17 protein-coding genes and 8 tRNA genes are annotated in these 21861 nt (G+C 40.9%); 3 read left to right on the top strand and 22 right to left on the bottom strand.

The window, feature by feature from the left end:
- Positions 1-69: 69 nt before the first annotated feature.
- The 22 genes from CWC14_RS10335 to CWC14_RS10230 form a co-directional block, all read right to left on the bottom strand.
- Positions 70-1044 (bottom strand): virulence RhuM family protein/type II toxin-antitoxin system death-on-curing family toxin, encoded by a 975-nt coding sequence (locus CWC14_RS10335; protein ID WP_138562765.1) that lies wholly within the window; start codon positions 1042-1044, stop codon positions 70-72.
- Positions 1045-4488 carry a type I restriction endonuclease subunit R gene (locus tag CWC14_RS10330; protein WP_138562763.1) on the bottom strand — a complete coding sequence of 1148 codons (3444 nt, stop codon included), beginning with the start codon at positions 4486-4488 and terminating at the stop codon, positions 1045-1047.
- Positions 4489-4558: 70 nt separating this feature from the next.
- Entirely contained in the window at positions 4559-5695 is a 1137-nt protein-coding gene (gene csm6, locus CWC14_RS10325) for a CRISPR-associated ring nuclease Csm6 (protein WP_138562761.1), read from the bottom strand.
- 182 nt (positions 5696-5877) lie between these two features.
- Positions 5878-5967, bottom strand: a tRNA-Ser gene (locus tag CWC14_RS10320).
- Positions 5968-6133: 166 nt separating this feature from the next.
- The gene (nadA, locus tag CWC14_RS10315; RefSeq protein WP_036983045.1) at positions 6134-7174 is read right to left on the bottom strand and encodes a quinolinate synthase NadA; all 1041 of its coding nucleotides are present in this window, start codon (positions 7172-7174) and stop codon (positions 6134-6136) included.
- A 150-nt stretch (positions 7175-7324) separates the two neighbouring features.
- A tRNA-Lys gene (locus CWC14_RS10310) sits at positions 7325-7400 on the bottom strand.
- A 73-nt stretch (positions 7401-7473) separates the two neighbouring features.
- Positions 7474-7549 (bottom strand) — tRNA-Lys (locus CWC14_RS10305).
- A gap of 72 nt (positions 7550-7621) precedes the next feature.
- Positions 7622-7697 (bottom strand) — tRNA-Lys (locus CWC14_RS10300).
- A 71-nt stretch (positions 7698-7768) separates the two neighbouring features.
- Positions 7769-7844 (bottom strand) — tRNA-Lys (locus tag CWC14_RS10295).
- A gap of 72 nt (positions 7845-7916) precedes the next feature.
- Positions 7917-7992 (bottom strand) — tRNA-Lys (locus CWC14_RS10290).
- A 194-nt stretch (positions 7993-8186) separates the two neighbouring features.
- Positions 8187-8262: transfer RNA gene (locus CWC14_RS10285), tRNA-Lys, on the bottom strand.
- Between the two features lie 171 nt (positions 8263-8433).
- Complete coding sequence (gene ybgF, locus CWC14_RS10280) at positions 8434-9186, bottom strand: tol-pal system protein YbgF (RefSeq protein ID WP_036983047.1); 753 nt, start codon at positions 9184-9186, stop codon at positions 8434-8436.
- A gap of 13 nt (positions 9187-9199) precedes the next feature.
- A complete protein-coding gene (gene pal, locus CWC14_RS10275) occupies positions 9200-9739 on the bottom strand; it encodes a peptidoglycan-associated lipoprotein Pal (RefSeq protein WP_036983049.1) in 540 nt (179 codons plus the stop codon).
- Between the two features lie 35 nt (positions 9740-9774).
- Positions 9775-11133 carry a Tol-Pal system beta propeller repeat protein TolB gene (gene tolB / locus CWC14_RS10270; protein WP_138562759.1) on the bottom strand — a complete coding sequence of 453 codons (1359 nt, stop codon included), beginning with the start codon at positions 11131-11133 and terminating at the stop codon, positions 9775-9777.
- Positions 11134-11141: 8 nt separating this feature from the next.
- A complete protein-coding gene (gene tolA / locus CWC14_RS10265) occupies positions 11142-12047 on the bottom strand; it encodes a cell envelope integrity protein TolA (protein WP_138562757.1) in 906 nt (301 codons plus the stop codon).
- 4 nt (positions 12048-12051) lie between these two features.
- Positions 12052-12483, bottom strand: a complete 432-nt coding sequence (tolR, locus tag CWC14_RS10260; protein ID WP_016899822.1) for a protein TolR — start codon at positions 12481-12483, stop codon at positions 12052-12054.
- A complete protein-coding gene (tolQ, locus tag CWC14_RS10255) occupies positions 12470-13174 on the bottom strand; it encodes a protein TolQ (protein ID WP_138562755.1) in 705 nt (234 codons plus the stop codon). Before tolQ ends, tolR begins: the two co-directional genes overlap by 14 nt.
- A gap of 873 nt (positions 13175-14047) precedes the next feature.
- Positions 14048-15055, bottom strand: a complete 1008-nt coding sequence (ruvB, locus tag CWC14_RS10250; RefSeq protein ID WP_013464636.1) for a Holliday junction branch migration DNA helicase RuvB — start codon at positions 15053-15055, stop codon at positions 14048-14050.
- Between the two features lie 7 nt (positions 15056-15062).
- Entirely contained in the window at positions 15063-15680 is a 618-nt protein-coding gene (gene ruvA / locus CWC14_RS10245) for a Holliday junction branch migration protein RuvA (protein WP_008114133.1), read from the bottom strand.
- A gap of 2 nt (positions 15681-15682) precedes the next feature.
- Positions 15683-16207, bottom strand: coding sequence for a crossover junction endodeoxyribonuclease RuvC (gene ruvC / locus CWC14_RS10240; RefSeq protein ID WP_069439281.1), 525 nt, complete (start codon positions 16205-16207; stop codon positions 15683-15685).
- A gap of 126 nt (positions 16208-16333) precedes the next feature.
- Positions 16334-18835, bottom strand: coding sequence for an ABC transporter permease (locus tag CWC14_RS10235; protein ID WP_138562753.1), 2502 nt, complete (start codon positions 18833-18835; stop codon positions 16334-16336).
- Complete coding sequence (locus CWC14_RS10230) at positions 18825-19538, bottom strand: ABC transporter ATP-binding protein (protein WP_138562786.1); 714 nt, start codon at positions 19536-19538, stop codon at positions 18825-18827. The genes CWC14_RS10235 and CWC14_RS10230 overlap by 11 nt, the downstream gene beginning before the upstream one ends.
- Between CWC14_RS10230 and CWC14_RS10225 the strand changes: the two genes are divergently transcribed.
- From CWC14_RS10225 to CWC14_RS19165, 3 genes are all read left to right on the top strand, one after another.
- Positions 19539-20162: an arylesterase gene (locus CWC14_RS10225; RefSeq protein WP_138562751.1), complete on the top strand. Its 624-nt coding sequence runs from the start codon at positions 19539-19541 to the stop codon at positions 20160-20162.
- Positions 20163-20278: 116 nt separating this feature from the next.
- Positions 20279-20355, top strand: a tRNA-Pro gene (locus CWC14_RS10220).
- A 476-nt stretch (positions 20356-20831) separates the two neighbouring features.
- On the top strand, positions 20832-21861 hold a 1030-nt coding region (locus CWC14_RS19165), incomplete at its 3' end, for a YbjQ family protein (protein ID WP_249928737.1).

Genomic DNA, 21861 nt, shown 5'->3' with positions numbered 1-21861 from the left:
GATGGCGCTTTGCCTTATCCAACATCATCGGATGGCGCTCTGGCTTATCCAACCTACGTTTTGTGCTATTTAATTTTGGCTTAATAAATTTTCGATTAAGCGAATAATGGTGTCTTTTTCTTTTGGGTTTGACTCTGCCACTAGCAAGGTAATGGCCGCTAACCCTGTATCGTTTATTACGGGTTGATAATACTCATTTAACAGGCGTTTATTACGATTTAAAAAATCGACAAATAAAAATGCTGCGGTGCGTTTATTACCATCACTAAACGGGTGGTTTTTAACCACGAAGTACAATAAATGCGCGGCTTTACTTTCTACGCTTGGGTAGGCAGGCTCACCAAATACACTTTGATCTAAAGCGCCCCAAATTGCACCTAGGCCGCTGTCACGCTCTTGTGCAAATAGCTTGGTAGCTTCGCCTTTGTTTATAAGGTTTTGCTTAAGCTGTGAAATTGCGATTTTTGCATCATTAAGTGGTGTAAGTGCGCCGCCTAACTCCCCTTGTGGAGAATTAAGCAGTCCTTCATCATACTGTTGTAGCCATAAAAAGGTTTGCGTGTAACTGGCAATTATATCTACAAGCCCTGCTCCAAATTCACTGTTTTGTGGCAAAACAGCAATACGTTTAACGAGTTGTAATGCGTTATCTAGCTCTGTTGCGTTTTGCGCTAATCGCTCTTGATTTAAGGTGTAGCCTTTTAATAAATGCTGCTTTAATGTTTTAGTTGCCCACTGGCGAAAGCGCACCCCATTTTTAGATTTAACGCGATAACCCACAGAAATAATAACGTCGAGATTATAATGGTTTACAGTATAACTTTTGCCATCTGAGGCAGTTGTCCGGAAATTCCGGACAACTGCCTCTTCAATTAACTCTTCATCTTTAAAAATATTACGAATATGTTCAGACACTGTACGCTTGTTTTTATCAAACAGTACTGCCATATCTGCTTGAGTGAGCCATACTGATTCGTTCTTTAATGAAACAGATAATTGCAACGCACCGTCATCAGATTGATAAACTTCTACTTGATTAGCCATTTACACTATCACTTCTTTATCTACCGTTTGGTTTTTATCACCCAATTGTACATCAAACTGCTTAATAAATTGCTCTATTACGTCGGCTTGTTGCTGGCTAAATACGCCATCGAGCCCCATGTCGTGTATTTGTGTAAAGGGCGCATCGTAAAGCTGAGCTATTTCAATTGCGCCGTGGCGAATTAGGTGGTTTTTTAACATACCAATAAAGCGCTGTTGTTTAGCATTTACATGGGTGTGTATTTGCTGCACAAAGGCAGTAAAGCTGTGCTCTATGGCGTTTTTATCCATGCCGACTATGGTACGCAATATTTTGTCTAAGCTAGCGGTTGATTCAGGAAAAAACTCTTTTAATGTATTTAAATCAACACTTGGGTTTTGCGTATGCACTAACGAGCTTAATTGCGCTAAGTCGGCTTCGGTTACTTGTTCGCCGTTGCGAATTTTTTTAAGTACGCTGTCGGTTTCAAATAATGGGGTGAGTGTTTTTTCAACCTCTTGGCGGTATATTTGATAATCTATAGAGACTATTTTTGTAAGCCTATCAGCCTCTTTAATTTGGTTTGTGTCTTCTTTAATATCAAGCACAAAATCACTTGTTGGTGGCTTCACGCTTTTATTACGTAGGTGAATAATACTGCGTAAATTAATGCGGCTTTGCTCAAGCGCTGCATGGGTTAAATACTGCCAATATTGCTGTGTTTGTATTTCTGCTATGGCAGGTGCTTTGCTTCGCACTTCGTTTAGGTGCATTTGAAGCGATTCAACCTTGTTCATTACACTTTGTTTAGCTAAATCAATTTGGCTGGCGTCGGTAAGTAATAGGGTTTGAATAGTGGTTAGCTCAGAATCAAATTTATAGGCTTCACTTTGCCCCATTATGTTACGCCATTGCATAAGCGGCGCGACTTTTTCGAGTAAGTCGCTGGCTGTGTTAGGCGCAAATTGATTAAGGCGTTTTAGGTCTTTATAGGTTTCGACCACTTGCCAGTTATCGCGCACCGATATTGATTCCATTGGCAGTAGGCAAATATCGTCGTGAATTAACTTAATGGTTTGCTCAAACACATCCATATTTGCTTTTTTGAGGGCTGTTTGTGCAAGGGTTACCCGCGCTTCAAATAGTTTTTGCAGTAACGATTTTGCTTGTTTTACGTCGTCTTCTTCTGGGTTTTCGTCAAAGTATTCAAAGTTTGCCCAGTGATCGAATATTAAAAAGTGAGTTTTGTGCTGCCCTGGTCCGTATAGGTTTTCGCATAAGCGTGTGCCACGGCCGATCATTTGCCAAAACTTTACTTTTGATTTTATGGGTTTTGCAAAAACCAGGTTTACACATTCAGGTACGTCTATGCCGGTGTCGAGCATATCGACCGACACCGCAATACGCATACTGTTTTCGTCGCTTGATTTAAAGTCGTCTATTAGCTCTTCGGCGCGTTCGTACTTTGAGTGAATAACGCGGCAAAAATTAGCACCATGTTGTGGGTAAAGCTCGCTAAATAGCTGCGCTAATAATTCAGCGTGGGCTATGTTACGGGCGAATATGATTGTTTTACCGGGCAGTTGGCCGTCTTTATCGCGCAGGCCTTTTTCCATTAAGTTACGCAGTATTAGCCTGTTAGTGTCTTTATTTTTAATGGCTTCGTCTATTTGTTTTGCGTCAAAATCGAGCTCATTAGGGTCAATGCCTTGCTCTTCTAATTGGGCTATTTGCTCATCGGTTAGGTTGTCTTTTTTAATGCCTTCGCGCAAAAACTGTGTGGTGTAACTTACAATTTTGTAAGGCACTAAGTTACCTTGTTCTATGGCGTCTTCAAGTGGGTAGTTGGCTGTGGGTAGTTTGTAATCGCACCCAAACAAATCACAGGTTGAGCGCGATACCATTTCTACCGGTGTAGCAGTTAAGCCTACTTCTAGCGCGTCAAAGTATTTAAAAATATCACCGTAAATATTGTAAATTGAACGGTGGGATTCGTCCGCTACTATTAGGTCAAAATAACCTACATCGTACTTGTTCATTATGCGTAGCATACCCGGGTACGTTGCGATAAACACCCGCGCGCTGGCTGCGGTGTTTTTAGCGCTTTTGCCTACGATATGAACTGGCTCTTTGGTGAATTCGGTAAAGGCATTACCCGCTTGTTTACGCAGCTCTTTTCGGTCACATAAAAACAGTACGCGCTTAGCCCAACCCGCATCAAGCAGACGTTTGGCAAGGGCAATAGATACGCGTGTTTTACCTGTGCCAGTTGCTTGTACAATAAGCGCTTTACGGTGTTTATCACTAAAACGCTCACATACTCGGGTAATTGTTTCCATTTGATACAAACGCCCTGCTACTGCGGTATCAATCGGCGTGGTGTTTAGGTCTTTTTTAAGTGTGCGCTGCTTTATTAAATACTGCAGTGAGTCTTTAGAGTAGTAACCATATAAGCCTCTGCTGTTATAGCCTTGTGCATCGTCGAGTATTTTAATATCCCAGCCGTTTGAATAAAAAATAATAGGGCGTTGGCCATATTGCTTTTCAAGCGCGTTAGCATAAAGCATTGCTTGCTGACGGCCTTTTTCGATATTTTCGCGAGAGCGCTTTGCCTCTATTACCGCAAGTGGTTTACCGTCGTCATCCCATAATACGTAATCAACAAAACCTACGCCTGTTGTTGTAGGTTGATCTGTTACTTTTACTTCTTTGCCAACGTCTTCTGTTGATTCGTCGTCAAGTGCAACGTGCCAACCAGCATTACGTAAATCTAAATCGATAATGCGTTTACGGGTTTCGTCTTCGTTAAAGTTAAAACTAGAGTTAACAATTTGCTCATTACGGGTTTTAACCTGAGCCAGCTTTTCTGCATCAATAGTTTGTTTTAGTTTTGCTGCTTGCTGCTGTGCTTGTTTTTGTGCAAGCTCTGCGGCTTCTAGTTCGTCAAGTGCGCGTTTTAAACGGGCCTGATTTTCGGCTAGCTGCTTGGTGAGTTGCTTGTTCTTTTTTGCAAACTCGTCATCACTTTGGTTAGTGGGCTGTGTTTGCTCAGGCGCTTTAAACTCTGGGCATTCTTGTTGCGTGCCATTGGCATACGCCATAAATAAGTACGAGGCTACAAAGTAGCTTTCTTTTAATATCCAAATAGCTTGTTGTTGGTCAACTTTGCCTTCGTGGGCTGCTTGATTACCACTTTTACGAATGGCGTGAAGTTTATCGGTAATTAAACGCGGAACCGCGCTGGTAAAGTCGTCGGCGGTAAGTTTATCAAAAATGTTAGAAGTGGGTAAAACAGGTAAACTAAGTTCTTTATATAAGTAACCTACTACTTTTTCGGCAAAGCAACGCAGCTTAACCAGTGAGCTTTGTGGATCGGTAATCGCATAGTCTTCTGCAAAAGCGGCTAACTGGTGTAGCTCTGGCCACTTAGATTGAATATGTTCAAAGTTCATTGATTGCTTCATTACTGATTACTTCCTTATCAACTAATTTACCATGCGTTATTATTTTTATGCGTTTGCAAGCTTGCGAATATTAAGCCGTTATATTTATTTTTATATTGTGTGTTACTGCACTTAACCAGTAGCTTGTTTCAAAGCTTTGGTTATTAGAGTCAATCGCTATTTTTTTAGCAAGCTCGTTGGGTAACACTTTATTTATTTTATTATTTATGCGACTACGCGTTTGCTGCACAAAGGTTTTTTCCATTACCTTTAAATTACTGTGTAGACCGTCTCTAAAATCTTCGGGCTCTATGCCAAACGTATCACGGAATATACGTAAATCACTGCTATTTTGCTGTAAAAGCATGAGGTATTCTTTGCTGTAACGCAAAGACTTTTCAAAATCACGACTTACCACTAACTGTTTATTCTCACTTTGGCTGTATTGATTTAACCATAAATAAAAGGCGGTTTCTTTTGCGGTAAGTTTAATTTCGATACCTGCAAAGGTAAGTGTTTTTGCTTTTGCGTTTACCTCTAGGGTTAAATCTTTTTTATGGGCTGAGTTTAAGCTTGCGACTGTTTGGCTAAACGATGCACTTTGCATGTTGGCAATGAGGGTTTCGTCGATAGATTGGCGCATTCGTACAAATGGGATCTCGGCAAGGGTTACCTTTGCATTAATACAATCAACCTGTTTACCATTTTTACCTTTAATAACTTGGCTGTATGGTGTTGGATAGTAAAAGTCTTTTACAAATTCAAATTCATCATTAACGAATACATGACTGAGAGAGTCTTGCTCGCGCCCTAACAACGACATGGCATAGCCTAAATAAAACGCCATTGTTTTACGTCCACCCGCTATAGATGCATGAATACTAATATCGTTTTTATTGGTAAGTTCAAACACTTTACGCGTAATAAAGTCGGCCATGTAGGTTTGTTCTATTTCAGATTTAGCATCATTAATAGCTTGGCCTTTATCATCTTCTATTAGCCATATGTTTTCATCGGGGAGTTTAATGTTGGGAAGTTTATAATCTGCTATTAGTTTAGCTAAATGGCCCTGCTCAAATAGTCCATCGGTGAGCATAGCCTTGGTGCTTTTTGTAGTTATAACAAATACTTCTTTAGGCATGGGTTTACCCTGCTGATAAAGCGCAAAAAGCGTTTCGGTTAATACTTGTGGGCTGGCACCGGTAACTATTAGTAGTACATACTTCATCAACGATCCTTTTGTATGAGGGATCTGCATAATACATAAATTACATAGTTAATGAAACTTGTTTGAGCTCAGTGGATTAAGTGAAATAAAGTGAAGTGATTAAAACGCCCGAATACTTGCAAAAAAAAGTTTAATTTAGGGCACAAAAAAAGGACGCTAAAAAGCGTCCTAATATTGAATAATGGTGGAGGAAGAGGGATTCGAACCCTCGTTAGGGATTAACCTAAACACACTTTCCAGGCGTGCGCCTTCAGCCACTCAGCCATTCCTCCACGGTGTTGCAGTGCAACAGCACGTTATAGTATGAAATAGGTTACATAGGTGCAAGGCATTTTTAAATTTGTGCTGCTAAGTGCCTAATAATCAATCAGCAATTTACTTTAGGCATAAAAAAACGGCTAACCCAGTAGGATTAGCCGTTTTTATACAAAGTGATGTTTACTTTGCCATGTTGGCTGTAAAGTCTAACATGCGATTAAGTGACTTGAGCGCGCCTTCGCGTAAGTCCATATCTACAAATACTTCTTTACCGCTGGCATCAATCAGTGCTTCCTCAATCGCTTGTAAGCCGTTCATTGCCATCCAAGGGCAGTGAGCGCAAGTTTTACACGTAGCGCCGCTACCAGCCGTTGGCGCTTCAAAAAACTCTTTCTCTGGGCATAGTTGCTGCATTTTATAAAAAATACCGCGATCGGTGGCTACAATAAACTTTTTATTAGGCATAGTTTGCGCAGCTTTAATTAGCTGGCTTGTTGAACCCACCGCATCTGCCAGTGCTACTATTTCGGCAGGTGACTCTGGGTGAACCAATACACCTGCGTCTGGGTGTAGGGCTTTCATATCTTTAAGCGCTTTGGTTTTAAATTCATCGTGTACGATACATGCGCCGTTCCACATGATCATATCGGCGCCGGTATTTTTTTGAATGTAGCTACCTAAATGCTTATCTGGGCCCCAAATAATTTTTTCGCCTTGCTCATCTAAGTGTTCTACTATTTCAAGTGCACACGATGAGGTAACTATCCAATCTGCACGCGCTTTAACCGCGGTAGAGGTGTTAGCGTATACCACCACTTTACGATCTGGGTGTTGATCACAAAATGCTGAAAACTCATCCACAGGGCAACCAATATCTAATGAACAGGTCGCTTCAAGTGTTGGCATGACCACAGTTTTATTAGGCGTTAAAATTTTAGCGGTTTCACCCATAAAACGTACGCCTGCGACGATGATCATGTCGGCATCGTGGCGAGCACCAAAACGTGCCATTTCTAGTGAATCGGCTACACAGCCCCCTGTTTCTTCGGCAAGTGCCTGAATTTCAGGATCTGTGTAGTAATGGGCTACAAGCACTGCATTTTTATCTTGCAGTAGTTGCTTAATACGTGCTTTATATTCGCCTTGCTCGTCTTTAGTTAACGGCGCTGGCTTAGGAGGAAAGATATAACCTTCAGGCATAATAGTTTGAGCTAGACTCATGTTCTCGACCACTTCATCTACAGTGCATTAATTACGGCAAATTATACGAGAATACGCAGGTAAATAACAGCTATCTGGGCATGCTGTTTATAAATAAAAATAACAAACTAATTTAAATATAATAAGGGGAATGTTGAGATTTTTTAGAAGTGGTGGGTCATGATGGACTTGAACCATCGACCAATGGATTAAAAGTCCACTGCTCTACCAACTGAGCTAATGACCCGCTCTAAATTCTGTGTAGAATTAACACGCTGCGTAAATCCGCCGATTAAACCAATCTTTACCTAAATAAAGAATGGTGGGTCATGATGGACTTGAACCATCGACCAATGGATTAAAAGTCCACTGCTCTACCAACTGAGCTAATGACCCGCTCTGTGTGCTTACTATTTAAGTGAGCTGCGTAAATCCGCCGATTAAACCAAACTTTATCTTGATAAAGAATGGTGGGTCATGATGGACTTGAACCATCGACCAATGGATTAAAAGTCCACTGCTCTACCAACTGAGCTAATGACCCGCTCTGTGTGCTACTGTTTAAGATAGCTGCGTAAATCCGCCGATTGAACCAATCTTTACCTTAATAAAGAATGGTGGGTCATGATGGACTTGAACCATCGACCAATGGATTAAAAGTCCACTGCTCTACCAACTGAGCTAATGACCCGCTCGGGTTTACTTATAAAAAGTAAGTGCACGTAAATCCGCCGATTAAACCAATCTTTACTTAAATAAAGAATGGTGGGTCATGATGGACTTGAACCATCGACCAATGGATTAAAAGTCCACTGCTCTACCAACTGAGCTAATGACCCGCTCTGTGTCTAACTGCCATTAATTCATCCTGAAGCTTGGGACCGGCTCGTCGTCCTGACTCGCGTTCATAAGACTGCGAAACTTCGTTTCGGTTCTTATTCACCCAACTGAGCTAATGACCCGCTCTGGTTTACTTATAAAAAGTAAGTACGCGTAAATCCGCCGATTAGACCATTCTAAATATAAAAAAGAATGGTGGGTCATGATGGACTTGAACCATCGACCAATGGATTAAAAGTCCACTGCTCTACCAACTGAGCTAATGACCCGCTCTTTTTGCCGCATTTCGAGTGGGGTTACCATTCGTTTGCTGCGGGCGCTTATAATACTTATTTATAAAATGAGTGCAACCGAAATTGTCTCTTTTTTTAAGTTTTTATGTCTAGTTGAGCAATTTTAGACCGCTTATGACAAAAAGCAGTCTAATCAAGCATCAACATTTATTTTGATAAGCGTTCTGTGGCTAATTTAGCAGCAGTTGTACTTGGGTACTGATTGATAAGCTCATTCAGTATTTTTTGTGCTTCTGCCTTCAAACCTTGCTCTTGTAAAAGTGTACCAAGCTTTAACATCGCATCTGGGCGTTTATTTGAATTTGGAAATTCGTTAACAACTACTTTAAAGTGCTCGGCTGCTTTTACACCGTCATTTTTAATCGTTAATAGTTGTCCCAGCCAATAATGTGCGTTTGAGGTGTACACTGAATTTGGATACGTTGTTAAGAACGCTTGAAATTCTGGAATAGCTTGGTCGTAGCGTTTATCTTTCATTATAAGCGCAACAGCACGTTCGTACGCTTCGTTTTCAGATAAATCGCTGCTGTAGCTCTGCTCGTTACTAGGCTGTGTGTAGTCTGTTGTAGGCGCTGGAGCGGTCGGCTTTGCATACGCTTGGCTAACACGGTTCTCAATTTCTTGATAAAGCTCGCGTTGACGCTGGAGTACTTTTTCAAGCTTATAGCTTTGCTCTTCTGTTACTCCGCGTATTTGACTAACTTCATCTTGCAGTAAATTGAGCTGTTGCTGTAACTCTACTTGTAAAAAATTACGCTGTTGCATCATACTTTCAAGTGTTGCTAAACGCTTTTCAATGCTTGACTGTGAACTTGCAGCTTCTGAAACAGGAGCGGGAGCAGCCAAAACTTGGGTGCTCCCGCTCAATATCATGGCTGCCAAAATAATTTTCGGCTTCATAATATCTCTTATCTTAGTAAACTAGTACCGCACGGCGGTTTTTAGCGAAAGCAGACTCAGTGCGAGATTTAACCATTGGCTTTTCTTCGCCGTAGCTAACTACTGACATTTGGCTTGCAGAAACACCTAAGCTTTGTAGGTATTTTTCAACTGCTTGTCCACGGTGCTCACCAAGTGCAATGTTGTACTCTGGCGTACCGCGCTCATCTGCGTGGCCTTCAATTAATACTTTAACAGAAGGATTTTTAACTAAAAACTCAGCGTGTGCACGAAGTAAGTCTGCATATTTGCTTTCAACTGTCGCTTTATCAAAGTCAAAGTAGATAATTTGCTCTTGACGAAGCGCTTCGTACTTTTGACGAAGTTGCTCTTCTGCTTGTTGCTCTGGCGTCATTGTGGCTACTTCAACTGTATCCGTTGTTGTTTGCTCAACAGTTGCTTGGTTTGACTGGTTAGCTGCATTTTCGTCGATATCTGAAGATGAGCTACAAGCTGCTAGTGTCATTACTGGCACAGCAATTAGCAGGCCTTTAAGTATTTTGTTAAGTTGCATTGAGTAGATTCCTATTTTGAGTAAACCAGCAATTATTACTGTAAATATGGCGACCAAGCAGGTGCCTTTACTTGTCCATCAAGCACAGGTAAACGTGCTTTAAAACGACCGTCCATCGATACTAGCGCAAGTACCTGTTTATTATTGTGGAGCGTGCTGTATATAATCATCGAGCCATTTGGCGCTATGCTCGGTGATTCGTCAAGGCGAGTTCGTGTTAAAACTTGAAACGCACCTGTAGCCAACTCTTTCTTAGCAAGATGATACTGTCCGTTAGTACGGTTTACCATCACTAATTCTTTTCCGTCTGGCGAAATAGAACCCGCTAGGTTCATGTCACCGTCAAAGGTTAATCTTTGCGTTCTGCCAGTTTTTAAATTTAACTTATAAATCTGAGCATTACCACCCCTTTCCGACGTAAATACTATATCTTCACCATTTGGGTACCACGAAGGTTCGGTATCTATACTACGATGGCGTGTTAATCGCGTCTCTTTACGTGTTAGTAAGTCTAATAAGTAAACCTCAGTTGCACCAGTTTTATCTTTTGACAGCACTAGCAGTAACTTTTTACCATCTGGCGAGAATTGCGGCGCGCCGTTAATTCCCTTGTAGCTGGTGATCAATTCGCGTTTACCCGTATAAATGTCTTGAATGTAAATTTGGCTCTGGCGATTTTCAAAGGTTACATACGCTAACTTAGTACCGTCAGGTGACCAAACCGGTGACATTAATGGCTCTTTTGAACGCAATAATACTTGTTCATTAAAACCATCGTAATCAGCAACGACTAACTGATAAGGCTTTTCATCAGTATCACGTACAATAACATAGGCTATTTTTGTTAAAAATGCGCCTTTTTCGCCAGTTAGCTTTTCATAAATAACATCACTAATGCGGTGCGAGTATCGACGAAATCCAGTTTCACCAATTACGCTTTGACGTGCTTCTAAAATATGGTCTTGGCTTTGAACAAGCTTACCGTTGCTCATCATTTGTGTTTCACCGCCAGTAATTTGGCCGCGAATAACATCAACAAGCTCATAACGTACTAAGTAACGTCCGTTGGTTTGCTGTTCTACTTCACCCACTAAAACCGCTTCAACGCCTTTATTAACCCAAGCGCCGTAATCAATATCGCCGTCTTTATGTGGTTGTTGAGGCATTTGTGAAACGCTAACTGGCTTAAATTTACCACTGCGCATTAAATCAGCAGCAATAACATCGCTAAGCTGCTCTGGAATAGGGCCAATACCTTGATATTTAAAAGGCACAATCGCAATCGGTCTTGCACCGTCTATACCTTCAGTAATAACAATTTCAAGTGCCGCGTGTGCAACACCCTGAAACCCTAATATTAAAACTAAACAGGCTATTTTAATTTTGTTAAACATGTCATCCCTTAAAACTCTGGCGCGATGGTTATATTAATATTCTTTAATTGTTCGAATACGTCTTTATCTTTCGATACCGGTAATGTGTCGGCCATGCGAACCGCTCTTAAAGCAGCTTCACACACTAACTTATCACCACCTAACGACTTAACCTGCGTAACCAAGCCATTAAACCCAAGACGGAGATTAATGCGGCATTGCTGGTTTTTCATTTTTTCATCAATTAATAAGTTTTGCTGAATACGCGCCATAATTAATGCACGGTATTTATCAACCTCACTCACTACTTGCTGTTGACGTATTTTATTGCGTGCAGCCTGCTCTTTGGCAAGTTGCTCTTGCAGTATTTGTTCTTGCAATGCTTGCTGACGTTTACGCTCAGCTTCTTCAGCACGTTTTTTACGCTCTTCTTCGGCTTTTTTAAGCGCGGCTTCTTCGGCTTTGCGTTTGTCGGCAGCCGCTTTAGCAGCATCTTCAGCCTCTTGCTTTTGCTTTTGCGCTTGTTTGGCTTTTGCTCGCTCACGTTGTTCTATTTCGCGGGCTTTTTTAGCTTGAGCTTCGGCTTCAGCTCTTTCTTTCTCTTTAGCTTTGCGCTGCTGCTCTAGCTTTTTAATGCGTCTTGCTTCAGATTCTCTTTGCTTACGTGCGTCTGCTGCGCGGCGCTCTAAATCACGAATGCGTTTATCTTCAGCGCGCTTTTTATCATCTTCTTTCTTTTTAAGCTCAGCTATTTTTTGCTCAACCTGCTGTTGATCCACGGTCACAGCAGACACCGCATTTTCTGGCTCAGGAATGGCGGCATTAAGCGTCACTTCCATTACTTTAGGTTTAGGTGGATGAATGTTTGCTGACGCATACAAAAATCCCCCTAATGCTAAATGCAGTATTACTGATTTGATTAACGACGTATTCATATGACTACTTGGTCCCCTCAAAGGATTCGGTCATTAAGCCTACCGATGGTACACCTGCATTCTTCAAAAAATCCATGAGCAGTAACACTTCTTGATACGACACTTTACCTGAGCCTTTAATCATTACTGGGGTATCAGGGTTTTTCATTAGTTGTAGTTTAATTACAGCGGCTACATCTAATGCTTCCATTGGCTCTTCCGGATCAGTACCTATGCTTACATAATACTTACCTTGCGAATCAATAGAGGCAATAATGGGCGGCGTATCTTTGGTATCAACCAAGTCTGACTCTTCCATTTTTGGTAGGTCTACTTTTACGCCATGGGTTATTAATGGCGCAGTGGCCATAAATATAATAAGCAACACCAACATTACATCAATGTATGGTACTACATTAATTTCTGCGACTGGGCGACGCTTTTTACGCTGGTACATTCGCTTGAGCCTCTATTTGGGTAGCTGCTTGACGGTGTAAAATATTGGCAAATTCTTCCATAAAGTTAATGTAATGAGATTCTAACTTTTCAACTTTATTAGCAAATCGGTTATAGGCAATAACGGCAGGAATAGCCGCAAATAAACCCATTGCTGTTGCAATCAAAGCTTCTGCTATACCTGGTGCAACCATTTGTAAGGTTGCTTGTTTTACTTCACCTAAGGCAATAAAGGCATTCATAATACCCCATACTGTACCAAACAAACCTATGTAGGGGCTAATTGAGCCAACGGTTGCTAAAAACGATAAGCTTGATTCTAGTTTTTCTATTTCACGAGAAAGCGCAACCCGCATTGAACGATGCGTGCCTTCCATAACAATGCCTGCACTTTGAAAGGTATTTTTTTTGTGGCGTGCAAACTCTTTGAAACCTGAGGTGAATAACGCTTCAATACCCGTTGGTTGACCACCGCGTGATGAAATTTCGTTATATAGCTTACTTAGGTCAACACCAGACCAAAAACGATGCTCAAATTTTTTGGCATTTGCTAAGGCGTCAGAGATGGCTTTTTTACGTTGAAAAATAATAGCCCACGACATAACCGACATAGCAACCAACGCTAGCATTACTAATTGCACAAGCAAACTGGCTTCTAGAATTAGATCTAAAAAATTAAGCCCTGATCCCACGTTAAACTCCTAAATAATTAAAAACATCAAATTGATTTATTTGAGTAAGGTAACTTTTTAATACATTAGCCACCATTAAAGTTCAGCTAGTGTATCTAGTGTATTTCCTGCTGACAACGATATTGCTGTGAATAGCCAACAAAAAACGTTAAAAAAATAATCTTACTACTTAACTCTTGTTTTACTGTATAAATAAATAACAATAAAGCTATCTATAAGCCTGCTTAATTTCACTAAAGAGTCACAAAAATACGCTGTTTATTCAAAATTAATGCATAAGCACTCATAAACACTACACGCTTACCTTAACGTAATAGTAAAACTAATACCGAACGTTTATATGTTAATACACATAAACAAAGCATTTCATTAACTTATAGAATTAATGGTTAATTAACATGCAACATTAAGTAAAAACAGAAAACCCTGCTATTAGTTTTTTTAATCTGAAAATATAAATTTTCTAGTTTGAACAAATTCTGCCGCTTCGGTATTATTCTCCTATACCGAGCTAGCGCATTAAATGAAAGCTATTTCATTGAATCCAGTTCTTCGTAATATGATTTATTTCGTATTACTTTTTTACTTCTTGGGGTATGACCTCAACAAGTAAAACGTAGTTCCCTAGATTACTTCCTTAAACTTGTTGTTTGCCCGCATTATTTGCGGGCTTTTTTTTGCCCGCAATTTGTAAAATTAGTTACACTCGGGCTCAATACCGTTACTGCAGGCGCACAATAGCCTGATATGTCTTAACGCTCAGTGAATTATTGGCAAAGTAAAATACGTCTAAATTTAGCCTTTGCTTATACTAAAAAACCACTGTCGTTAAAATGACAGTGGCTTTAGAAAAAGTCTCGTTATTCTGGTTATTTAATCTTTTTTAGGTAACAAGCCAAAATGGTGATACGCATTATCAGAGACAATTCGCCCTCGCGGCGTGCGCTGAATAAATCCTTGTTGAATTAAAAACGGTTCGATCACATCTTCTATGGTTTCTTTTTCTTCGCCTATTGCCGCGGCTAGGTTGTCAAGGCCAACAGGGCCACCCATAAACTTTTCGATGATGGCGAGTAAATATTTACGATCCATGTAATCAAAACCGCTTTTATCAACGTCAATCATGTCGAGGGCTTGTTGAGCTACCTCAGCATTAACCGTACCGTCTGACTTTACTTGGGTGTAATCGCGCACTCGACGCAATAATCGATTTGCAATACGTGGCGTACCGCGCGAACGTTTGGCTATTTCGGCGGCGCCATCGTCACACATTTCTAAACTAAGATAATGCGCTGAGCGCCCCACAATGTGTGATAAGTCTTCCACAGAGTAAAACTCTAAGCGTTGAACAATACCAAAACGGTCACGCAGTGGAGAAGTTAATGACCCCGCACGGGTAGTTGCACCAATTAAAGTAAATGCAGGTAAATCAAGCTTAATAGAGCGTGCTGCAGGCCCCTCACCTATCATTATATCGAGCTGGTAATCTTCCATTGCAGGGTAAAGTATTTCTTCTACTTGTGGGCTTAAGCGGTGAATTTCATCAATAAACAGTACATCACCTTCTTCAAGATTAGTAAGCAATGCAGCTAAATCGCCAGCTTTTTCGAGCACAGGGCCAGAGGTGGTTTTAATGTTTACATTTAATTCGTTGGCTACAATATTAGCAAGCGTTGTTTTACCTAAGCCTGGCGGGCCAAATATTAATAAATGATCCAACGCTTCACTGCGGCTACGCGCAGCTTCAATAAATATTTCCATTTGTTGCTTAACATGCGGCTGACCACGATAATCGGCCAGTAACTTAGGCCTAATAGCACGATCTATGGTGTCTTCATTGGTTTTTTCAGCAGCATCTATTAAGCGATCAGCTTCGATCATAATTTACTCACAGCATTGATTTCAAAGATTCTTTAATTAGAACCTCAGTCGACATATCGGGTTTGCTTACTGATTTTACTGCTTTTTGCGCTTGTGGCAATTTATAACCGAGCGCCACTAATGCCGAAACCGCATCATCGGCCGCATTATTAGCTATAGTTGCATCGCTCGCAGGCTCTATTACGGCGCTGTCGCTAAATGGGGTAAATAAGTCGTTGCCCCAATTTTTTAATCGGTCTTTCATTTCGAGCACTAAACGCTCGGCGGTTTTTTTACCTACCCCTGGCAGTTTAACCAAGGCCGTAGCGTCTTCATTATTTACGCAACTTACAAACTGCTGCGCCGACATACCCGACAAAATAGCTAAACCCAATTTAGGCCCTACACCATTGGCTTTTAACAGCTCTCGAAATAAGGCACGTTCGGTTTTATTATTAAAGCCAAACAATAACTGTGCGTCTTCGCGCACTACAAAGTGAGTGTACACAATGGCGTTGTCGCCTACTTTAGGCAAATCGTAAAAACAGGTCATTGGCATTTGTACTTCGTAGCCAACGCCGCTCACTTCTAATAGTATTTCTGGGGGCTGTTTTTCAACTAACACGCCGTTTAAGCGACCTATCATTGTTATTTCCTTAGACGTCCTCTAACGGTTTTGCTTGCGCTACCCGCTAGTTTTATTAAATTTTGTTCAGAGTGGGCATGGCAAATTGCAATTGCAAGCGCATCCGCCGCATCGGCTTGCGGCGTACTTGGCAGTTTAAGTATGTTTTTAACCATATGTTGAACTTGCGATTTATCTGCCCCACCGTTACCCACAACGGCTTGCTTTATTTGTCGTGCTGAGTATTCAAAAACCGGTAAGTCGGCCATAGAGGCACCGACAATCGCAGCACCACGGGCTTGACCTAGCTTTAAAGCAGAATCAGGGTTATGTGCCATAAATACTTTTTCTATAGCAAATGTTTCAGGCGAAAATTGCTCTATAAGTTGCGTAATGCCCTGGTAAATCATTTTAAGTCGGGTGGGAAAGTCATGATCGGCTAATTTAATACAGCCACTGCCTAAGTATGTAAACTTAGCACCTTGATGCGCAACCACACCGTAACCCGTTAAACGCGAGCCCGGATCGATCCCTAAAATTATGGCCAAACAGCACTCTCATTATTGTTATTTATTAATAGTGCTAATAATGCCAGAGCACTGTATAAATTACCAGTACAAAACAAAAATGCCTACTTAAAAAGTAGGCATTTAAACGCTATTTGGCCGCAAAGTTTACGCTAAAGCGCGCACTAAGCCTTGGGTATTTTGTTTAAGCGTACGGGCAATCATAAAATAGCCTAATCCTGCTACAAACACGCCGCCAGCAACGGGGCCTATAATCCATATGTTAGGATGCAGCTTACCCGCTAAATCAAACATTTGCTGCTGCACTATTAACAGTGCTATATCACTGAAAAATGCAGCCACCAGTCCGGCTAAACCGCCCAGTAATAAAAACTCATACAAGGTGGCATTTTTGATTAATCGGCTTTTAGCACCTAACGTACGCAGTATCACAATTTCTTGCATCCGCTCACCTAAGCTCGCTTGCACCTGCGATATAAGTACCAACGCGCCACACAACACCACTATAGCCAGTACAAAACCAATAGCTAACGACACTTGCTCAATAGTCGATTGAATTTGTTTAACAAAGTTGTCTACATCAATCGCTGTAATAGTGGGATATGCCCGCAATAACTGGCTAAAGTCACGCTTTTGCTCAGGCTCAATACGTACTGATGAAATATACGTGGCCGGAAAGCTGCTCAACACATCAGGGCTTAAAATAATGAAAAAGTTAGGTTTAAGCGTGGCCCAATTAACTTTACGTACACTGGTAATTTTAGCGTCGAACGACTGCGCACCAATTAAAAACGTGAGGGTATCGCCCATTTTCACATCAAGGCGCTTCATCATCGACTCTTCAAGTGAGGCCTCAGCTACTGCGTCATCGCCAAACCACTGGCCATCTATAATGTCATTTTGTGAAGGGACTTCGTCAAGCCAAGTTAAGTTAAGCTCGCGGCCAATGCCTGAGCGGGCTTCTTCGTCTTTTTTCTCGTTGTCTTGCAATGACACTTCACGTGCTACTGCTTCGCCATTTACTGCATTCACGCGGCCACGAATCGTTGGGTAAAACTCCGACACTTGAATGCCTTTTTGCGCTAAGTATTCATTTACCGGATCCAGCTCATTTTGCGTAATATTAACCAAAAAGGCATTAGGTGCATCGCTTGGTAACTGAGACTGCCAATCCGAAATAATGTCGTTTTTTAGCACAATTAAAAACAACAGTAATTTAATCGCTAGCGAAAAACTAATTAGCTGCACCGCATTAACGTTGGCGCGCTTTTGAATAGACGCAATAGCCAACGACCAGCTGTTACCTGGCTTTAAGCCAAGCTTTCGGCCCCCGCCAAATATTAATTTAGAAATTAAAAACAACACTAAAATAAGCGCAAGCGTTGAGGCAAATAAAATAAGGGTAATTTTAATATTGTTACTAAATAACCACATTAATAAAAATACCGTTAAGGCGCTAAGTCCTAAATGGATTTTACTTACCGCAAGGCGATCGCCTAAATTACGGCGAAGCACTCTAAGTGGTGGAATATCAAATAAGTCTAACAATGGCTTAATAGAAAACATAACCGCACAAATAACCCCTGTGCTAATCGCCACCAGCCAAGGTTTAAAACCAGCCATGGGCAGTTCAGTGCCCATACTTTCAGCTAAATAACCGGTAGCCACCTCTTGCAAGCCATAGCCAATAGCTAGGCCAACAACCACCGCCATAGTACACACCATTAATAAGTGCATAAGGTAAATTTTACGGATCATATCGCGGCTGCCACCTAAGGTTTTCATCATTGCGACTGGGTCGTATTGACGCTCACAATAACGTTTAGCTGACACCGCAATGGCTACAGCAGCTAAAATAATGCCCAGCAAACCTGCTAACAATAAAAAGCTTTCGGCTCTGTTTAAGCTATTTGAAATAGGAGACTGGCGGTCTTTAACACCATACCAATTTTGATTTTCTTTGAGTTGCGGCTTTAACCAATCGTAAAAACTGCTGATGTCGCTTTCATCACCTGCATATAACTGGCGGTAAAATACGCGACTGCCTGGCTGTATTACTTCGGTTTTTGCCACATCATCTATGTTTATGAGCACCCTGCGGCTACTAGAGAATACATTAAATGGTGCATCGGGTTCTTCTACAATCACCTTTTCAACATTAAATAACGCGGCGCCTAATTCAACTTGATCGCCTACGTTTATGTTTAAGCTATAAAAAACTGATTCACTTAACCATACATTACCAGGGCTTGGCGCACCGGGGGCAACCTCGGTTTGAGCATTTAAACCCGACTTAACTTTCAATTGGCCTTTAAGCGGGTAACTGTTTGATGCAGCCTTCACCGAGCTAAACTGCATTTGATCATTTGCAAACAGCATAGTGTCAAAGTACACCATTTGTGCAGTTTGTAAGTTTTGTTGTTCTGCTTTGGTTATAAAGGCGGTATCTATGGCGTGGTTGCTGGCAAGAACACGATCTGCCGCTATAAATGCACTGCTTTTTTGCGCAATACTTTGTGCAATTCGCTCAGTTACCATAGATAAAGTAAGCACGGTTAATACCGCCAGTGCAATGGCAGCACTTATTACGGTTAGTTCACCACGGCGAAACTCACGAGAAAATAATTTAAGCGCTAATTTAGCCCACATTTGCCATTTCCTCTGTTGAATTTTGTACCAGCTCCCCCGCCTCTATTTGAATAATGCGTTCACATTTTTGTGCTAAGGCTTCATCGTGAGTGACTAAAATGAGGGTTGTACCGTTTTGCTTATTTAAATCAAATAATAACGACTCAATCATATGGCCATTTTTGCTATCTAAGTTAGCTGATGGCTCATCGGCAAACAATATTTTTGGTGAACCAACAAATGCACGGGCAATCGCAACACGTTGTTGCTCACCACCAGATAACTGCGACGGGTAATGATCAACCCGATGGCTCAAGCCTACTTTTTCAAGCAAAGCGAGCGCCTGCTCTTTAGCGTCGTGTTCGCCAGCAAGCTCAGCAGGTAGCATCACGTTTTCAAGTGCAGTTAAACTTTGTACCAACATAAAAGACTGAAATACAAAGCCAACTTTTGCGGCTCTCAGTGCGGCCCGCGCTTCTTCATCTAATTCGTGCAGCGGCTCACCATCTAACATTACCTCGCCACTGCTGGCGGTATCAAGCCCTGCTAGCAAGCTCAATAATGTAGATTTACCAGAGCCCGACGTGCCCACTACGGCAACAGACTCGCCATGCTTGACATTAAAGCTGATGTCGCTGAGGATGGACAACTCACCTTCAAAGGTGGAAACCACTTTAGACAAACCATTTACTTGAATTATATTTAATTGAGAAAGCGCTGACATATGACTCATTCAATCCTACGTTGTGTATTCATTTTATTTTTAGTTATTAACCCGCTTACTGCGGCAGCTAACAACACGATTTTAATACTTGGTGACAGTTTAAGCGCAGCCTATGGCTTAAAACAAGAACAAGGCTGGGTGCAATTGTTACAAGATAAATACGATGCCGAGCAACGCAATATCAACTTAGTTAATGCCAGTATTAGTGGTGAAACCACTGGTGGCGCCCTGCGCAGACTTGATGCATTGCTTGAGCAATATCAACCAACTCATGTGCTCATAGAGCTTGGCGCTAATGACGGTCTACGCGGTTTTCCAGTTACTAAAATGCAAGACAACTTGACCGCTCTAATTGAAAAAAGCCAAGCAATAGATGCACAAACCGCGCTAATGGAAATTTATATTCCACCTAACTATGGCCCACGTTACAGTAAAATGTTCACCGATAGCTTTGCCAGTGTTAGCAAAGCCACAGGCTCGTATTTAATGCCGTTTTTTGTACTTAAAGTAGCAGGCAAAAGCGAGCTAATGCAAAACGATAACTTACACCCTAACAAAACTGCGCAACCAATACTACGAGATGAAATGTTTAACACGATCAACCAGTGGTTAAATAAAGAGTAAAGCCGTGTAAAACTTCTGGCGCAAGCGCTTAATATTAAACGCTTGCGCAATAAACATCCAAACAAACAAATGCTTATTGATTTTTTTAAAAATACACGTACTATTACAGTCGAAGTCGGTATGTGGCGCAGCTTGGTAGCGCACTGTCATGGGGTGTCAGGGGTCGCAGGTTCAAATCCTGCCATACCGACCATTTTTTCAATAACTTACCCCAATTCCTAATAAGTTATTTTCTACAAAAACACTTCGTGTAGCCAATCTGTAGCCACTCTATTATTTTTTATCAAAAATAACTTTTAGTACTTAGTGCGTACTGGTTGCGAATCTCCTTTTACGGTGTCTGAAAATACCCTAAATAAATCTGGTTACCTTTTTATACTCTTTTAAGCTGTTGCGTAGCCCCCACACACCCGAAAAGCCGTTTCTTTGTAGATACCTGAATTAGCTTTTGCGCGTCCAGCTATTACCCCTGCTTGTTTTTAAGTCATTGCTATTTAAGTAATTAACTAACAATTCATAACTTGGGTTTTTATATTTATGTGAACCACTCAGTACTAGCGCTAACGCTTTAAATATCTGCCTATCAATGTTAAGTTTATCAAATCATTTCATAAGTCCCCCTGCTTTGACTTTTTATTATACCCTTTTAAGCAAAGTTACAGGTAAGCAATGCCTATTTCAAAGAAGAGTAAGCACAGCTTTGTACTGGTAGGTTTAAATAGCTTGAAATTGGCTCATTCTTTTGTAACTCTGGTAAAACTGCAACTACTAAGGACGGTTATGTTTTTATCCGAAAATCAGCAATCAAAATCTTCAAGCACAAAACCCGAATGGACTTTAAACGACAACGGCCTAACAAATAACTTTACCGAAATAACTTATGAAATTAGCAAGCTCAGTTTTTCATTAGAAAAAGATGGTTACAAAGGTGTCGCATCAATATTTTATAACAATGATTTTATGTGTAATCTAACCACTATTTATAGTCAATCTGGTGTTTATAAAAAGTATCGAATCAAGGAAGGTACAGCAATAAACAATACTGCTAAAGATAACCTATTAGACATAAACAACAATAAAATAGGCCTATCTAGTGCTGTATTTAGCTTCAAATCAAGAGACTGTGGTATAGCTGGTTTGAGGACTGTTGAATGTGATTCCTCGTATGAAGTCCTTTTCTACGGTAAATATGTCACGAGTGTTTCTAAAGAAACAGCTCATAAAATAGAAACTACAAAAGACATATACCTAAAGAAAAAACTTTCGGCTTCGCAAGAAAAGAGTAATGACGAGAAAAATTTAAGCAAAATTAAAAAAAAGAAAAACGATCTTGCTGCAAGTAACTATAAAATTATTCGTACACCTAACGAAGTTATTCTTACCACTGAAACAGCATCAAATTTAAAGGTGGCCAAAAGGTTAGATGTAATAACTGCTGAATGCGCATATGGCATGAATATTTTCAAAGATATATTTGCAACTCTTAGTGATACTTTTGGGGGGCGAAATAAAAGCATACAAAACACGCTCAGAGATGCCCGTAAAACAGCTCTAGCGGAATTGAGAAAAGAGGCTTTTTCATTGGGTGCTAATGCGGTAATTGGTATCGATTTAGATTACAGTGAAATATCGGGTGGTGGTAAGTCTGGTATGTTGTTCATTGTGGTTTCAGGCACTGTGAATCGCCCCGAGTTCATCG

Source organism: Pseudoalteromonas sp. S3260 (genome assembly GCF_005886925.1).
Classification (GTDB): Bacteria; Pseudomonadota; Gammaproteobacteria; order Enterobacterales; family Alteromonadaceae; genus Pseudoalteromonas; species Pseudoalteromonas tetraodonis.
This window is presented reverse-complemented; position numbering and strand designations above follow the sequence as displayed.

Excerpts from the sequence above, each read along its gene's own strand:
- CWC14_RS10230 (WP_138562786.1), bottom strand. The coding sequence starts at position 19,538 with ATGTCAGCGCTTTCTCAATTAAATATAATTCAAGTAAATGGTTTGTCT.
- ybgF (WP_036983047.1), bottom strand. The coding sequence starts at position 9,186 with ATGAAGCCGAAAATTATTTTGGCAGCCATGATATTGAGCGGGAGCACC.
- csm6 (WP_138562761.1), bottom strand. The coding sequence starts at position 5,695 with ATGAAGTATGTACTACTAATAGTTACCGGTGCCAGCCCACAAGTATTA.
- nadA (WP_036983045.1), bottom strand. The coding sequence starts at position 7,174 with ATGAGTCTAGCTCAAACTATTATGCCTGAAGGTTATATCTTTCCTCCT.
- tolR (WP_016899822.1), bottom strand. The coding sequence starts at position 12,483 with ATGTACCAGCGTAAAAAGCGTCGCCCAGTCGCAGAAATTAATGTAGTA.
- tolA (WP_138562757.1), bottom strand. The coding sequence starts at position 12,047 with ATGAATACGTCGTTAATCAAATCAGTAATACTGCATTTAGCATTAGGG.
- ruvA (WP_008114133.1), bottom strand. The coding sequence starts at position 15,680 with ATGATAGGTCGCTTAAACGGCGTGTTAGTTGAAAAACAGCCCCCAGAA.
- CWC14_RS10330 (WP_138562763.1), bottom strand. The coding sequence starts at position 4,488 with ATGAAGCAATCAATGAACTTTGAACATATTCAATCTAAGTGGCCAGAG.
- pal (WP_036983049.1), bottom strand. The coding sequence starts at position 9,739 with ATGCAACTTAACAAAATACTTAAAGGCCTGCTAATTGCTGTGCCAGTA.
- ruvB (WP_013464636.1), bottom strand. The coding sequence starts at position 15,055 with ATGATCGAAGCTGATCGCTTAATAGATGCTGCTGAAAAAACCAATGAA.
- CWC14_RS10335 (WP_138562765.1), bottom strand. The coding sequence starts at position 1,044 with ATGGCTAATCAAGTAGAAGTTTATCAATCTGATGACGGTGCGTTGCAA.
- CWC14_RS10225 (WP_138562751.1), top strand. The coding sequence starts at position 19,539 with ATGACTCATTCAATCCTACGTTGTGTATTCATTTTATTTTTAGTTATT.
- tolB (WP_138562759.1), bottom strand. The coding sequence starts at position 11,133 with ATGTTTAACAAAATTAAAATAGCCTGTTTAGTTTTAATATTAGGGTTT.
- CWC14_RS10235 (WP_138562753.1), bottom strand. The coding sequence starts at position 18,835 with ATGTGGGCTAAATTAGCGCTTAAATTATTTTCTCGTGAGTTTCGCCGT.